Origin of the sequence: Aeromonas sp. SrichE-2G (assembly GCF_017939565.1) — a bacterium.
GTDB lineage: Bacteria > Pseudomonadota > Gammaproteobacteria > Enterobacterales > Aeromonadaceae > Aeromonas > Aeromonas taiwanensis.
Genome location: NZ_JAGKRG010000001.1, coordinates 120,026 through 133,598, shown reverse-complemented (window position 1 = coordinate 133,598; position 13,573 = coordinate 120,026). Strand labels below are relative to the sequence as shown.

Annotated in this window: 15 protein-coding genes and 1 rRNA gene; 8 read left to right on the top strand and 8 right to left on the bottom strand. The window is 60.5% G+C overall.

Features of this window, described 5'->3' with window-relative positions; genetic code table 11:
• The 3 genes from rrf to J9885_RS00685 all read left to right on the top strand — a co-directional run.
• Nucleotides 1-113, top strand: a 5S ribosomal RNA gene (gene rrf / locus J9885_RS00695); the annotation flags it as partial.
• 372 nt (nucleotides 114-485) lie between these two features.
• On the top strand, nucleotides 486-803 hold the full coding sequence (gene tmaR, locus J9885_RS00690) for a PTS system regulator TmaR (protein ID WP_010672687.1): 318 nt from the start codon (nucleotides 486-488) through the stop codon (nucleotides 801-803).
• Between the two features lie 214 nt (nucleotides 804-1,017).
• Nucleotides 1,018-4,101 (top strand): transglycosylase domain-containing protein, encoded by a 3,084-nt coding sequence (locus J9885_RS00685; RefSeq protein ID WP_210547767.1) that lies wholly within the window; start codon nucleotides 1,018-1,020, stop codon nucleotides 4,099-4,101.
• Between the two features lie 79 nt (nucleotides 4,102-4,180).
• Here the strand turns inward: J9885_RS00685 and yjgA are convergent, their stop codons facing one another.
• Nucleotides 4,181-4,705 carry a ribosome biogenesis factor YjgA gene (yjgA, locus tag J9885_RS00680; RefSeq protein WP_042074394.1) on the bottom strand — a complete coding sequence of 175 codons (525 nt, stop codon included), beginning with the start codon at nucleotides 4,703-4,705 and terminating at the stop codon, nucleotides 4,181-4,183.
• Nucleotides 4,706-4,819: 114 nt separating this feature from the next.
• On the opposite strand from yjgA, the gene pmbA reads away from it, so the two are divergent.
• Entirely contained in the window at nucleotides 4,820-6,163 is a 1,344-nt protein-coding gene (pmbA, locus tag J9885_RS00675; RefSeq protein WP_210547766.1) for a metalloprotease PmbA, read from the top strand.
• Between the two features lie 60 nt (nucleotides 6,164-6,223).
• On the opposite strand, the gene murA is transcribed toward pmbA, so the two are convergent.
• Genes murA through mlaF form a run of 7 tightly spaced genes read right to left on the bottom strand, consistent with a single transcriptional unit; the run spans nucleotide 6,224 to nucleotide 10,747 of the window.
• A complete protein-coding gene (murA, locus tag J9885_RS00670; protein ID WP_210547765.1) occupies nucleotides 6,224-7,480 on the bottom strand; it encodes a UDP-N-acetylglucosamine 1-carboxyvinyltransferase in 1,257 nt (418 codons plus the stop codon).
• Between the two features lie 18 nt (nucleotides 7,481-7,498).
• Nucleotides 7,499-7,756: a BolA family iron metabolism protein IbaG gene (gene ibaG / locus J9885_RS00665; protein WP_043762631.1), complete on the bottom strand. Its 258-nt coding sequence runs from the start codon at nucleotides 7,754-7,756 to the stop codon at nucleotides 7,499-7,501.
• Nucleotides 7,756-8,028: an STAS domain-containing protein gene (locus tag J9885_RS00660; RefSeq protein ID WP_043762632.1), complete on the bottom strand. Its 273-nt coding sequence runs from the start codon at nucleotides 8,026-8,028 to the stop codon at nucleotides 7,756-7,758. The genes ibaG and J9885_RS00660 overlap by 1 nt, the downstream gene beginning before the upstream one ends.
• A complete protein-coding gene (gene mlaC, locus J9885_RS00655) occupies nucleotides 8,025-8,657 on the bottom strand; it encodes a phospholipid-binding protein MlaC (RefSeq protein WP_043762633.1) in 633 nt (210 codons plus the stop codon). Before mlaC ends, J9885_RS00660 begins: the two co-directional genes overlap by 4 nt.
• Nucleotides 8,658-8,659: 2 nt before the next feature.
• Nucleotides 8,660-9,160, bottom strand: a complete 501-nt coding sequence (gene mlaD / locus J9885_RS00650) for an outer membrane lipid asymmetry maintenance protein MlaD (RefSeq protein ID WP_043762634.1) — start codon at nucleotides 9,158-9,160, stop codon at nucleotides 8,660-8,662.
• A gap of 7 nt (nucleotides 9,161-9,167) precedes the next feature.
• A complete protein-coding gene (gene mlaE / locus J9885_RS00645) occupies nucleotides 9,168-9,947 on the bottom strand; it encodes a lipid asymmetry maintenance ABC transporter permease subunit MlaE (protein ID WP_210547764.1) in 780 nt (259 codons plus the stop codon).
• Complete coding sequence (mlaF, locus tag J9885_RS00640; protein WP_043762636.1) at nucleotides 9,947-10,747, bottom strand: phospholipid ABC transporter ATP-binding protein MlaF; 801 nt, start codon at nucleotides 10,745-10,747, stop codon at nucleotides 9,947-9,949. Before mlaF ends, mlaE begins: the two co-directional genes overlap by 1 nt.
• A 206-nt stretch (nucleotides 10,748-10,953) precedes the next feature.
• Between mlaF and J9885_RS00635 the strand changes: the two genes are divergently transcribed.
• From J9885_RS00635 to lptA, 4 genes are read left to right on the top strand one after another with little or no spacing between them, the layout of a single operon-like run.
• Nucleotides 10,954-11,949, top strand: coding sequence for a KpsF/GutQ family sugar-phosphate isomerase (locus J9885_RS00635; RefSeq protein ID WP_210547763.1), 996 nt, complete (start codon nucleotides 10,954-10,956; stop codon nucleotides 11,947-11,949).
• The gene (gene kdsC / locus J9885_RS00630; RefSeq protein ID WP_210547762.1) at nucleotides 11,949-12,503 is read left to right on the top strand and encodes a 3-deoxy-manno-octulosonate-8-phosphatase KdsC; all 555 of its coding nucleotides are present in this window, start codon (nucleotides 11,949-11,951) and stop codon (nucleotides 12,501-12,503) included. The genes J9885_RS00635 and kdsC overlap by 1 nt, the downstream gene beginning before the upstream one ends.
• Nucleotides 12,500-13,060 carry an LPS export ABC transporter periplasmic protein LptC gene (gene lptC, locus J9885_RS00625; RefSeq protein WP_210547761.1) on the top strand — a complete coding sequence of 187 codons (561 nt, stop codon included), beginning with the start codon at nucleotides 12,500-12,502 and terminating at the stop codon, nucleotides 13,058-13,060. Before kdsC ends, lptC begins: the two co-directional genes overlap by 4 nt.
• Nucleotides 13,047-13,565, top strand: coding sequence for a lipopolysaccharide transport periplasmic protein LptA (lptA, locus tag J9885_RS00620; protein WP_210547768.1), 519 nt, complete (start codon nucleotides 13,047-13,049; stop codon nucleotides 13,563-13,565). Before lptC ends, lptA begins: the two co-directional genes overlap by 14 nt.
• Nucleotides 13,566-13,573: the final 8 nt, after the last annotated feature.

Sequence of the window (13,573 nt, the reverse complement as noted above, 5' to 3'; positions counted from 1 at the left end):
TGGCGGCAATAGCGCAGTGGAACCACCTGACCCCATGCCGAACTCAGAAGTGAAACGCTGTAGCGCCGATGGTAGTGTGGCATTCGCCATGCGAGAGTAGGACACTGCCAGGCACCCAATTGAAGAAGCCCGCTCATCCGAGCGGGCTTTTTTTGTCTGTAGATTTCCTTTCTCTGTCTGAATCCTTTCTTGTTTTTGCCTTTTACCTCTCTTTGTCCCTTGTCTTAGCGGGCAGTGGAGCCGCATCTTCACTGTCATAACGCAATGTGCAGAGACGATGGTGTGTTATTTACCCGTTTCCATCGGGATTATCCAGCCGAGACCCCTTCGTCCAAATCCGACACCAGGCCCGCGATTAGGGTTGTATCTGCACCATAACTCGGTAGAGTAAGGGCATTCTGGGTTTGCCCGTGCCATGCCTTTTTTCTCTATCTGGTCTGGGAATATCCACCTGTTTTCATTCACCTTCAGTCAGTGGTATCGATATGGAACAAGTAAACAAGTCTACTTTCAACGATGTGCTGGAATATGTGCGTATGTCCCGTCGCCAGAACAAGCTCAAGCGTGAAATCGCGGATAACGAGAAAAAGATCCGTGACAACCAGAAGCGGGTTCTGCTGCTCGACAACCTGAGCGACTACATCAAGCCCGGCATGAGCATCGATGAGGTTCAGGCCATTATCGCCAACATGCGTACGGACTATGAGGAGCGTGTCGATGACCACATCATCAAAAACGCCGAGCTGTCCAAGGAGCGCAAGGAGCTGAGCACCAAGCTGAAGAGCATGAGCACCAGCAAGTAACGCGAATCCATTACCCTGAACACCGGCCTCTGGCCGGTGTTTTGCTTTCTATCCCGCAGCTCGGATCTCTTGTCGAGCCGCAACAATCGGCTCCCCTTTTCACAATCGCCCTGTTAACATCGCTGCAAAGCAGTCAATAGTTTTCAAGCCTTTGACTTGAAACGACTAAGCTTGATTGAAAGACAATAAATTGCGCAACCATGGTGGGGCTGATATGGGCGCATCAAAACAGACGGATTCGATTAAAGTGGCAACTCAGGATTCATCCGTACCGCATGCGGACGGGCAACCTCAGCGCAAGCGTCGCCCCTGGTGGCGCTGGCTGTTCTGTTTTATCTTCTTGCTCTGCCTGGCTGCCGTGATCGCCCTGGTCGGTTATGAGATGAAGACATCCCGGCTGCAGTCACAGGAGATCTCCCGCTATGCGGCCGAGCTGACTTATCAGGTCGAGCCCGGCCCTAGCAAACAGATCGCCTTCCCGGATGACGGTCCTTTCGACAAGCGGTTGGGCTATGTGCTGATGCCCATGATCCAGGAACGCCTTGTCCAGCGTGGCTATCAGGTGAGTGAACAGGTGCATTTCTCCGATGCGCTGTACAACTATGCCAGTCACGGTTTCTTCGTTCCCTACACCGAGAAGGTACAGGCTGGGCTGACGCTCCATGACTGTCGTGCCGAGCCCTTCTATCAGTACAAGTACCCGACTCATTACTACCCGGATTTCAACGCCATACCGCCGCTGGTAATACAGTCGCTGCTGTTCATCGAGAACCGGGATCTGCTGAGCAACAAGGAACCCCTCGCCAATCCGGCCGTGGACTGGCCACGCTTTGCCAAGGCGGCCATGTCTCAGGTGGGTAAGGCGCTGGATATGCAGGACCAATCTGCGGGCGGCAGTACGCTTGCAACCCAGGTGGAGAAGTATCGCCACTCTCCCGACGGTCTGACCGTTTCGCCGACCGAGAAGATCCGCCAGATGGTCTCGGCCAGCGTGCGTGCCTATCGTTTGGGGCCCGAGACACTGGAGGCACGCAAGCTGGTTGCCTGGGCCTACCTCAACTCGGTGCCGCTTTCCGCCGCCCCGGGATATGGCGAGGTCCATGGTCTGGGGGATGGCCTCTGGGTCTGGTTCGGCGCCAATGTCGACGAGGTGAACCGTCTGCTGGATCCCGCCCGCAACCAGAATGCCACGCTGGCCGAGCAAGGCCTGGCCCTGCGTCAGGTGGTTTCCCTGATGATTGCCCACCGTCGCCCCTCCTACTACCTGGCCCAGGGGCGAGAGGCGCTCTCTACCCTGACCGACAGCTACCTGCGACTGTTCGTACAGGAGGGCATGATCACGCCACCCTTGATGGAGTCGGCTCTGAAGGCCAAGCTGGTCTTCCGCGACTTCCTTCAGGCGCCGGCCATTACCCGGGTCAACAACAACAAGGGTCTGCAGGTGGCCAGGACCCGTCTGAGTCGTCAGCTCGGGGTGCAGCTGTATGATCTGGACCGCATGGATCTGACGGCCAATGCCACCCTCAACATGCCGTTGCAAAACGAGGTTTCCCGCTATCTGCAGCAGCTGGCGGATCCCGCCTTCGCCGCCCAGGTCGGTCTATTTGGTGAGCGCCTGCTCTCGCCGGAGAAGACGGGGGACGTGAAATACAGCTTCACCCTGTTCGAGAAGACTCCGGAAGGGGTCAAGGTGCGGGTGCAGACCGACAACACGGATCAGCCGTTCGACATCAACGAGGGCAGCAAATTGGAACTGGGCTCTACCGCCAAGTTGCGGGTGCTGACCACCTACCTCGAGATCGTCACTGAACTGCATGACAGTTACGGAAACATGCCGGTCGAGAGCTTGCGCAAGATAGAGGTCGCCGACCAGGACAACATCAGCCGCTGGGCCATCGCCTACCTGATCAGTGCCAAGGATCGGAGTCTCCCCGTGATGCTGGAGGCGGCACTCGATCGCAAGTACTCCGCGAGTCCCTATGAAGGCTTCTTCACCGGTGGCGGGATGCACACCTTCAACAACTTCCGCAAGGAAGACAACGGCCGCATTCCACCCATCCGCGATGCGCTGCGTGAATCCATCAACCTGCCATTCGTGCGGCTGATGCGTGACATCGTGCGCTACAGCCTCTACAAGGAAGGCAACCGGGCCCAGTTGCTGAAGGACGACAAGGACCCACGCCGCACCGAGTACCTTGCCAAGTTTGCGGACAAGGAGGGGCAGACCTACCTGCTGCGCTTCTGGCGCAAATATCGTGGCAAGACAGCGGAAGAGCAGCTCGATACCTTCCTCGACGGCCTCAAGCCCAGCGCAGTGCGCCTCGCAGCCGTACACCGCTACCTGATGCCGGAAGCGTCCCAGGCGGAGTTTGCCGCCTTCCTGGCCAAGCGCCTGCCCCGGGAGAAGCTGAGCGACAAACGGATAGAACAGCTCTATGTCAGCTATAGTCCAGGTAAGTATTCACTGCCGGATCAAGGCTATATCGCTCGGGTACACCCGCTGGAGCTGTGGCTGCTCTCCTATCTCAAGGCGTTTGACAAGGCGACCTTCTCCGACGCCGTCGAGGCGAGCCGGGACGAGCGTCAGGAGGTCTACAGCTGGCTGTTCAAGACTCGTCATCGCAGCGCCCGTGACAGCCGGATCCGTACCATGCTGGAGGTCGAGGCGTTCCTCGACATTCATCAGCGCTGGGCGCGCCTGGGCTATCCGTTCGACCATCTGGTGCCATCGCTGGCGACCGCCCTTGGCAGTTCGGGGGACAGACCGGCGGCCCTGGCCGAGCTGATGGGGATCATCCAGAATGGCGGGATGCGGGCACCGACCCTGCGCATCGAGCACCTCTCCTTCGCCAAGGGGACCCCCTTTGCCACCGTCTTTGAGCCGGCCAATACCCAGGGTACCCGGGTGATGTCGGTCGAGGTGGCCAGCGCCTTGCGCAATGCCTTGTCCAAGGTGGTGGAAGGGGGGACGGCACGGCGAATTGCCGGTGCCTTTGCCCTGCCGGACGGCACCGTCCTGGGCCTGGGGGGCAAGACGGGGACGGGGGACAACCGGATCGAGACGGTGGGCCGCTACGGCAATGTGACCAGCTCGCTGGCCCGCAACCGGACCGCGACCTTTGTCTTCTATATCGGGGATGACCACTTCGGGACACTGACGGCCTATGTGCCGGGCAGTCAGTCGGACAAGTTCCGCTTCACCTCGGCCCTGCCGGTACAGGTGCTCAAGGGAATGGCTCCCCTGCTGGTGCCGTACCTGCAGCCCGGCACCCATACCCAGTGTGTGGCGGGAAGCTGATAACGCATAAAAAACGGGGCCTGACTGGCCCCGTTTTTGTTCTTGCTATCCCGCGACTCACCCAAGAAAGCGCCGTGGTTTACAGCTGATCTTCGATCTCGCCGCGCAGGTACTGGTACATCTCGCGATAGGCGACCGGCGGCTTGTTCAGCTCCCGCTCCTTGTTGGCGGTGCGGATCAGCTGGCGCAGCTTCTGACGGTCCAGTTCGTGGAACTGGGACATCAGCTCGTTGAGGGCACTGTCACCCTCGGTGATCAGGCGTTCGCGCCACTGTTCGAGACGGTGCAGGCGGGCGTTCACAGTGGAGTGGCGCATCTTGATGATGGAGAGGGCCTCCTCGATGGGGCCGACATCGCGGCTGCGCATCAGACGGCCGATGAACTGCAGGTGGCGACGGAAGGACTCGTCCTTCTTCGGTTTGAGCTTGCGACCCAGCTCGACTGCTTCAGCCAGCTCTTCGTCAAGCGGGATCTTCTCCAGCTCGCTGTGGCTCAGGGAGACGATCTCTTCGCCCATCTTCTGCAAGGCCTCGGCGTCACGCTTGAGCTGGCTCTTGCTGGGACCCCAGTCTTCCCACTCGTTGTCGTCTTGATATTGACTCATCGGTCTCTTGATTCCTGTCATTCACGTTTTGGCGGATATGTTACCAGCTTCTCCCGCTGGACGCAGGGGTCTGATATGCTTAGCCCCTTTCCTTCCTTCATACAGATGTGAGTTATGGACCAGCAAGATCAAATCCGCCAGGATCAAGCCCATCTCGAGGCCGTGGTCGCAGAAGCCCTGGCGATAGCGAAAGGGCTGGGTGCCGGGCTTGCCGAAGTCTCCATCAGCAAACAGACCGGCCTCTCGGTGAACACCCGGGGCTGTGAGCTGGAAAGCATTGAATTCAACAAGGACGGGGCGCTCGGTATCGCCGTCTATCGCGATGGCTGCAAGGGATCTTCCTCCACCACGGATCTGACCAAGCCAGCCATTCGCGCTGCCGTGGAAGCGGCGATGGAGATCGCCCGTCATACCTCCCCGGACGATTGCGCCGGCCTCGCGGATGCCGGACTGCTGGCCTGGGATGCGCCGGATCTGCAGCTCTGTCACGCCATCGAGCTCGATCCCGAGCGCGGCATCGAGCTGGCCATCGAGTGTGAGCGGCTGGCGCTTGGCCGGGATGCCCGCATCAAGCACTCAGACGGCGCCAGTTTCTCCAGCCATCTGGGGGTCAAGGTCTACGGCAACAGCCACGGCTTCGTCAAAGGCTATGCGGCGTCGCGCAACTCTCTTAGCTGCGTGCTCATCGGCGAGCAGGATGGCGACATGCAACGGGACTACGGCTACTCCTCCAGCCGCTCCCTCTCCGGGCTGTGGAGCCCGCAGCGCATCGCCGACGAGGCGGTGGAGCGCACAGTATCCCGTCTCGGTGCCCGCAAGATCAGCACCCGCCACGCGCCCGTGCTGTTCCATCCCGATACGGCGGCCGGGCTCTGGGGGCACCTGGTCATGGCCATCAGCGGCGGCAACCTCTACCGCAAGTCGAGCTTCCTGCTCGACAAATTGGGCAAGCAGATCCTGCCCGAATGGCTCACCATCCAGGAATTTCCCCACCTGTTGGGCGGGCTGGCCAGTACCCCGTTCGACGGCGAAGGGGTGCGCACCCGCGACATGGACATAGTGCGCAACGGCGAGCTGATGAGCTGGTTGCTCACTTCCTACTCCGCCCGCAAGCTGGGGCTGACCACCACGGGACACGCCGGCGGCATTCACAACTGGCAGGTGTCCAATACGGGGCAGGATTTCCAGGGCATGCTCAAGGAGATGGGCACCGGCCTGCTGGTGACCGAGCTGATGGGGCAGGGGGTCAATATCGTCAACGGCGACTATTCCCGCGGCGCCGCCGGTTTCTGGGTCGAGAACGGCGAGATCCTCTATCCGGTGGAGGAGATCACCATCGCCGGCAATCTGGCCGAGATGTTCAGCCACATAGTAGCGGTGGGGAGCGACGAGGATGAGCGCTCCAGCCTCAAGACCGGCTCCGTGCTGGTAGAACAGATGAAGCTGGCCGGTCACTGACTCCAGGCGGACAAACAAAAACGGCACCCCAAGGGTGCCGTTTTTTTATGGGCGCGAGGATTACTCCTTGATGCGCTCGATGCAGCCGCCCAAGCCTTGCAGCTTGTGCTCGATGTCTTCGTAGCCACGGTCGATGTGATAGATGCGATCGACTATGGTGGCCCCTTCGGCCACGAAGCCGGCCAGCACCAGGCTGGCAGAGGCGCGCAGGTCGGTCGCCATCACCTGGGCACCCTTGAGCTGGGTGGTGTCGCGGCAGATGGCCACGTTGCCCTGGAGCTCAATGTCGGCGCCCATCCGCACCAGCTCGGGTACGTGCATGAAGCGGTTCTCGAAGATGGTCTCGGTGACCATGCCGGTACCCTTGGCCACCGCATTCAGGACGGTGAACTGGGCCTGCATGTCGGTCGGGAACGCCGGGTAGGGGGCGGTCTTGATGGTGACAGGCTTCAGGGTGCGACCTGTCATGTCGAGGGTGATCCAGTCGTCACCCTTCTCAATCAGGGCGCCAGCCTCTTCCAGCTTGACCAGTACGGCTTCCAGCAGGCTGGGGTCAGTGTTGCGGCAGGTGATCTTGCCACCGGTGACCGCTGCACCCACCAGGAAGGTCCCGGTCTCGATGCGATCAGGTTGCACGCTGTAGCTGCCACCGTGCAGACGCTCGACGCCGTCGATGGTCAGGGTGTCGGTGCCCGCGCCCTGAATCTTGGCGCCCAGGGTATTGAGGAAGTGGGCCAGATCCACCACTTCCGGCTCCCGTGCGGCGTTTTCGATCACGGTGCGACCGTCGGCCAGGGCGGCGGCCATCATCAGGTTCTCGGTGCCAGTGACGGAGACCATGTCCATCAGGATGTGGGCACCCTTCAGGCGACCGTCGACACGGGCCTTGATGTAGCCGTCCTCGATGGTGATCTTGGCGCCCATCAGCTCCAGGCCGTGGACGTGCAGGTTGACCGGACGGGCACCGATGGCGCAGCCGCCGGGCAGGGAGACGTCGGCCGCCCCGAAGCGGGCTGCCAGTGGACCCAGTGCCAGGATGGAGGCGCGCATGGTCTTCACCAGCTCGTAGGGGGCGACGTGGTTGTTCACGGCCCCGGTCAGCACGGTCACATTGCCGTTGACCTTGGTGGAGGCGCCCAGCATCTCCAGCAGCTTGAGGGTGGTGCCCACGTCCTTGAGGCGCGGCACGTTGGAGAGCTGCACCTCTTCGTCGCACAGCAGGGTGGCGAACAGGATCGGCAGGGCGGCGTTCTTGGCGCCGGAGATGGTCACTTCACCGGAGAGGGTGCAGGGGCCGGTGATCTTGAATTTGTCCATGGTTACTTCTTTACCAAATCAGGAGGGCAGCTGGAATTTACGCTCGCGTTTCCACTCGGCCTCGGTATAGGCCTTGATGGAGAGAGCGTGGATCTCGTTGGTGGCAATCTTGTCCATCAGAGGGGCATAGATGGCCTGTTGCTTCTTGACCCGGCTCATGCCGTCAAACATGTCGCCGACGGCGATCACTTGGTAGTGACTGCCATCCCCTTTGACATGGACTTCGGACAATGGCAAAGCCTCGAGGAGTATCGCTTCAATTTCAGAGACTTGCATTATGCGTCCTCAGTTGTGAGCGGGGTTGATTGAAACAAACCGGCCACCCCGTAAAGGTTGGCCAGCGTATGGAAATCGTTGGAGGCACCCACCAGAGTCGGTGTGGCGCCTCGCGCCAGGGTTGCCTTGGCCCACTTGACCAGCAGAGCCAGGCCGGCGGAATCCAGGGTCGTGACCTCGCCGAGCTCTAGCTGGTCTTCCTGCCACCAGTCGGCACGGCGTTGCCACAGCTCGATGACCTGAGCCGCCTGCAATTCGCCACTCAGTCTCATGACTTGATGACCAGCGGCTTGGCATTGTGCTCGCGCAGCTGGGCGATCACCGCATCGATGCCGTTCTGGCGGATGAGGCCACCCAGCTCGTTCTGCTTGGCAGAGAGCAGGCTGATCCCTTCGGCAACCATGTCGAAGGCTTTCCACTCGCCTGTCTTGTTGTTCTTGCGCAGCTTGAACTCGAGGAAGATGTCCGGTTTACCGGCCTCTTTCACGCTGACGTTGACGGCGGTGATGTTGCTGTCGGCCACCTTGCCGGGTTGCACCTGGACGGTCTGCTTGTCGAAGTGGGCCAGGGCATCGGCGTAGGAGCTCACCATGTATTCGGTGAAGACCTCGACGAAGGCGTCACGCTGGGCCGGGGTGGTCTGTTTGATCTGGTTGCCGAGCACCTTGTAGGCAGCGAAGCGGTTGTCCACGTAGGGCAGCAGCTCTTCGCGGATGATGACGCGCAGATGGTCGGGGTTGCTCTTGACCTGGGCCTGGTCGGATTTAAGCCGGGCGAAGGTCTGCTGGGCGGCCTGATCCACCAGGGCATAGGGATCCGAGCTGTTGATCTCCGCCTGGGCGACGAGGGAGAACAGCATGCTGGTCATCAGACCCAGCAGCAGGGCGATCTTCTTGAACATGGTTACTCCTTGGTTGCGGGTGTACTGGCGGCCGGAGAGGACTGGCTATAGAGGAACTTGCCAATCAGGTCTTCCAGCACGATGGCGGACTTGGTGTCTTCGATCATGTCGCCATCCTTGAGCATGCTGGTGCCCATCTCTTCATCGCTGAAGCCGGGTGCCAGACCGATGTACTGCTCGCCGAGCAGACCCGAAGTCAGGATGGAGAGGGTGCTGGTCTCGGAGAACTCGCCGGCACTCTTCTGCATCTGCAGGGTGACGACGGGGACCTGGCTCTTGGGCTCCAGACTGATGTCGCTGACCCGGCCGACGACGACACCGCCGACCTTGACCGGCGAACGTACTTTCAGGCCGCCGATATTATCGAAATGGGCGCGCAGGGTATAGGTTTCTCCTTCCGGTTTGAAACTCAATCCCGCCACTTGCAGTGCCAATGCCAGAATGGCCGCGATGCCAGCCAGCATGAAGGCGCCAACCAGAAATTCTACTTTGCTGAACTTCATCTTTCCCTTATCCAAACATGACTGCGGTGAGTATAAAATCCAGACCGAGCACGGCCAGGGATGAGTGGACCACGGTGCGAGTCGTCGCCTGACTGATCCCGGCCGAGGTCGGTTTGGCATCGTAGCCGTTGAAGAGCGCTATCCAGGTGACCACCAGGGCGAAGATCAGGCTCTTCACTGCCCCTTGCATGATGTCGTCCTGCCAGTCGACGGAGGCCTGCATGGCGGACCAGAAGCCGCCCTCATCCACTCCCAGCCAATCGACACCGACCAGCTTGCCGCCGAAGATGCCAATCAGGCTGAACATGAAGGCCAGCAACGGCATACTGATGACACCGGCCCAGAAGCGGGGCGCAACGACCCGGCGCAGGGGATCGACGGCCATCATCTCGAGGCTCGAAAGTTGCTCGGTTGCCTTCATCAGGCCGATCTCGGCGGTGAGGGCGGAACCCGCACGACCGGCGAACAGCAGGGCGGTCACCACGGGGCCCAGCTCACGGAGCAGGGAGAGGGAGACCAGGGGGCCCAGGCTCTGCTCGGCGCCGAAATCCTTCAGTACGTTGTAGCCCTGCAAGGAGAGCACCATGCCGATGAACAGGCCCGACACCAGTATGATGGCGACGGACTGTACCCCCACCACGTAGAGCTGCTGCACCAGCAGCGGGAAGTGTTTGCGCGGCTGGGGGCGTCCCGCCAGCGCATGAAACAGCATGATGGTGGCGCGGCCGATGGCGCTGATGAAGCGCACCCCGCTGCGCCCCAGCTTGCTTATCTGAGTTATCAGCATCACAGATCCTGTAGCAGGTCGCCTGCCGGAAAATGAAACGGAACAGGACCGTCAGGCAATCCCTTCAGGAACTGCTCGACTTCGGGATTGTGCTCCTCGCGCAGCTGCTCCGGCGTGCCGTGCGCGACCACCTTGCGGTTGGCGATGATGTAGGCGTAGTCGGCGATGCTCAGCACCTCCTTCACGTCGTGGGTGACGATGACGGAGGTGATGCCAAGGGCGTCATTGAGCTCCTTTATCAGCTTGACCAGAACCGCCATGGTGATGGGATCCTGGCCGACGAAGGGCTCGTCATACATGATGAGATCCGGATCCAGCGCGATGGATCTGGCCAGGGCGGCGCGCCTTGCCATGCCGCCGGAGAGCTCGGACGGCATCAGTTTTGCCGCGCCGCGCAGGCCAACCGCCTGCAGCTTCATCATGACGATGGCGTGGATCAGCTCCTCCGGCAGGCCGGAGTGCTCCCGCAGGGGGAAGGCGACGTTGTCGAAGACGGTCATACCGGTGAACAGGGCGCCGCTTTGAAACAGCATGCTCATCCGTTTGCGCACCTCGTAGAGGCGTGAACGGGAGAGAGTAGGAATGTCTTCCCCGTCGAACAGGATGTGACCCGATTCCGGTTTCAGTTGACCACCGATCAGGCGCAGCAAGGTGGTCTTGCCGATCCCGCTCGGCCCCATGACGGCGGTGACCTTGCCACGGGGAATGGTCAGGTTGATCCTGTCGTACAGCAACCGATCTCCGTGACTGAACGTCAGGTCGGAGATGGTGATCAGGTCATCGTTCAAACAATTGTCCATCCGGTATAAATGAAGAGCGAATTTTATGGGCTAGTCTAGGTCTAAGCAACAGCAAGGAACAACTATTGAGCGGGTTTCCCCCCCAAAGGCGCGACAGTTTTATGTAACAATTTGCATCGCTGACCGGCCATTCCGCATCCGATTCGCTTATCTCGGCAGACTTTTTTATAATCCCGCAGCAAATTTCGGCCCGGAGCTGTGCCTTTATGTCTGTAAAGCCTGAAAAAGTGTCTGAATTGTTCGATTTTCGTCGCAGTGCCCGAGCGGTGCTGGACATAGAAAAACAAGCCATCGATGGACTCTACCAGTACCTTGACGAGGCCTTCGAACGGGCCTGCGAGATGGTGCTGCGCTGCGGTGGCAAGATAGTGGTCACCGGCATGGGCAAGTCGGGGCATATCGGCAACAAGATTGCCGCGACCCTGGCCAGCACGGGGACGCCCGCCTTCTTCTTGCACCCGGGCGAAGCCAGCCACGGGGATCTCGGCATGATCTCCGCAGGGGATCTCATCATCGCCATCTCCAACTCTGGCGAGAGCGACGAGATCCTTGCCCTGCTGCCGGTGCTCAAGCGCCGCGGCATCCCGCTCATCTGCATGACGGGCAACCCTGCCTCCACCATGGCGAAAGAGGCCAACGTGCACCTGTGCATCAAGGTGGAAAAAGAGGCCTGTCCGCTGGGGCTGGCGCCGACCTCCAGCACCACGGCAACCCTGGTCATGGGGGATGCGCTGGCGGTGGCCCTGCTGGAAGCCCGCGGCTTCACCGCCGACGACTTCGCGCTCTCCCATCCCGGCGGCTCCCTGGGCAAACGGCTGTTGCTGCGGGTCGGCGACCTGATGCACGCTGGTGATCTGTTGCCCCAGGTGGGGATAGATGCCACCATCAGCCAGGCGTTGCTGGAAGTGAGCCGCAAGGGGCTGGGGATGACGGCGGTGGTCGATGAACAGGGGCTGCTGGCCGGCCTGTTCACCGATGGCGACCTGCGGCGGATCCTGGATCTGCAGGTGGATATTCACCACACTCCCATCAGCCGAGTCATGACGGCCAACTGTGTTACCGTAGGGCCTGAAATGATGGCGGCCGAAGCCGTCAAACTGATGGAAACCAAAAAAATCAACGGGTTGCTGGTCGTGGATGGGGAGAAACGTCCGCTGGGCGCCTTCAACATGCACGACCTGCTGAAAGCCGGAGTAATTTGATGCAAGACGTACCGACCCTCTATGGTCCGGTGACGCGCAGCCAGTACGAGAAGGCGGCGCAGATCCGTCTGCTGGTGTGCGATGTGGATGGGGTGCTCTCCAATGGCTTCATCTATATGGGCAACAACGGCGAAGAGCTGAAGACCTTCTGCACCCGCGACGGCGCGGGGATGCGGGCCCTGCTCAATGCGGGCATCGAGATCGCCATCATCACCGGGCGCAGCTCCCGCATCGTCAGCGATCGCATGAAGAGCCTCGGGGTGCAGCACCTGGTGCAGGGGGCGGATGAGAAGCTCCCCCATTTCGAGGCGTTGCTGACCACGCTGGGACTGGATGCATCTCAAGCCGCCTATATGGGGGATGACACCATCGATCTGCCGGTGATGCAGGCCTGCGGCCTCGGCATTGCCGTGGCCGACGCCCATCCTCTGGTGCTGGCACGGGCTGACATGGTGACACGGCTGGGAGGCGGTGTCGGTGCTGTGCGCGAAGTGTGCGATCTCATCCTGCAGGCCCAGGGATTGGGGGACTATCCACCCGAGGTGTCGCGATGAACAAGCAGACGGTTTTGTTCGGCTTGCTGTTCCTGGTGGCGCTTGCCGCCTGGCAGCTGGGGGAGATAGAGCTGGCGCCCGAGCCGACGACCAAGGTAGAGAACTTCCAGCCGGACTTCACCGCCAAACATCTGGTGACCACCCGCTTCAACGAACAGGGCAAGCGGACCGAGCGGCTGGAGTCGGATTATGCGGAGTATTATCAGGTCCTCGAGCAGTCCACCTTCGACAAGCCGGTGGTTTACATGTTCGATGACAAGGGCGAGGCCGAGTGGAAGGTGACGGCCGAGACCGGGGTGCTCAACACAGACGACAATGTGATCCTGCGTGACAAAGTGCATCTGGATGGCCTGCTGCCGGCTTCTTTCATCTCCACGCTGGATACCCCTTATATGGAGATGGATCTGGTGACGCAGGAGCTGAGAAGCAACCAGCACATCAGCATCGTGGGCCAGGAATTCCAGACCGAGGGCGTTGGCCTGAAGGGTCACCTGGAACGTAAATATTTCGAGTTACTGGATAAAGGCCATGCCACTTATTTCAATGAAAAACGTTAATCTGGCGCTCACTGCCCTGCTGCTGTGCGGTACCCTGAACGCCAAAGAGTCCGACTTCGCCGAGAAGGTCTACGTGGATGCCGTCAGGCAGGTGGCCGAGATGCAGGACAACCGCATCACCTTCAGCGAGGATGTGATCATCACCCAGGGCACCATCAAGATTAAGGCCGACAAGGTGGTGGTGATCCGCTCAGGCGAGAAGGGGGCTGAGGTCATGACGGCCTATGGCAACCCGGCCACCTTCTTCCAGGTGCTGGACAACGGCAAACCGGTCAATGCCCACGGCAACAGCATTCGCTACGAGCTCAAGAACCGGCTGGTGACCATCACCGGCAACGGCCAGCTGAAACAGGAAGACAGCCAGGTCACTGGCGATCTGATCCGCTATGACATCGTGAAACAGAAGATGATCGCCGAGAGCCAGGGACCCACCCAGCGTGTCAAGACGGTGTTCCTGCCGGATCAGGTAGAGAACTTCGACAAGCCCGCCGACCAGAAGAAGTAGGAAACAGA

What these genes read in the sequence shown, in the direction of transcription:
- tmaR (WP_010672687.1), top strand. Translation starts at nt 486, where the DNA reads ATGGAACAAGTAAACAAGTCTACTTTCAACGATGTGCTGGAATATGTG.
- J9885_RS00685 (WP_210547767.1), top strand. Translation starts at nt 1,018, where the DNA reads ATGGGCGCATCAAAACAGACGGATTCGATTAAAGTGGCAACTCAGGAT.
- yjgA (WP_042074394.1), bottom strand. Translation starts at nt 4,705, where the DNA reads ATGAGTCAATATCAAGACGACAACGAGTGGGAAGACTGGGGTCCCAGC.
- pmbA (WP_210547766.1), top strand. Translation starts at nt 4,820, where the DNA reads ATGGACCAGCAAGATCAAATCCGCCAGGATCAAGCCCATCTCGAGGCC.
- murA (WP_210547765.1), bottom strand. Translation starts at nt 7,480, where the DNA reads ATGGACAAATTCAAGATCACCGGCCCCTGCACCCTCTCCGGTGAAGTG.
- ibaG (WP_043762631.1), bottom strand. Translation starts at nt 7,756, where the DNA reads ATGCAAGTCTCTGAAATTGAAGCGATACTCCTCGAGGCTTTGCCATTG.
- J9885_RS00660 (WP_043762632.1), bottom strand. Translation starts at nt 8,028, where the DNA reads ATGAGACTGAGTGGCGAATTGCAGGCGGCTCAGGTCATCGAGCTGTGG.
- mlaC (WP_043762633.1), bottom strand. Translation starts at nt 8,657, where the DNA reads ATGTTCAAGAAGATCGCCCTGCTGCTGGGTCTGATGACCAGCATGCTG.
- mlaD (WP_043762634.1), bottom strand. Translation starts at nt 9,160, where the DNA reads ATGAAGTTCAGCAAAGTAGAATTTCTGGTTGGCGCCTTCATGCTGGCT.
- mlaE (WP_210547764.1), bottom strand. Translation starts at nt 9,947, where the DNA reads ATGCTGATAACTCAGATAAGCAAGCTGGGGCGCAGCGGGGTGCGCTTC.
- mlaF (WP_043762636.1), bottom strand. Translation starts at nt 10,747, where the DNA reads ATGGACAATTGTTTGAACGATGACCTGATCACCATCTCCGACCTGACG.
- J9885_RS00635 (WP_210547763.1), top strand. Translation starts at nt 10,954, where the DNA reads ATGTCTGTAAAGCCTGAAAAAGTGTCTGAATTGTTCGATTTTCGTCGC.
- kdsC (WP_210547762.1), top strand. Translation starts at nt 11,949, where the DNA reads ATGCAAGACGTACCGACCCTCTATGGTCCGGTGACGCGCAGCCAGTAC.
- lptC (WP_210547761.1), top strand. Translation starts at nt 12,500, where the DNA reads ATGAACAAGCAGACGGTTTTGTTCGGCTTGCTGTTCCTGGTGGCGCTT.
- lptA (WP_210547768.1), top strand. Translation starts at nt 13,047, where the DNA reads ATGAAAAACGTTAATCTGGCGCTCACTGCCCTGCTGCTGTGCGGTACC.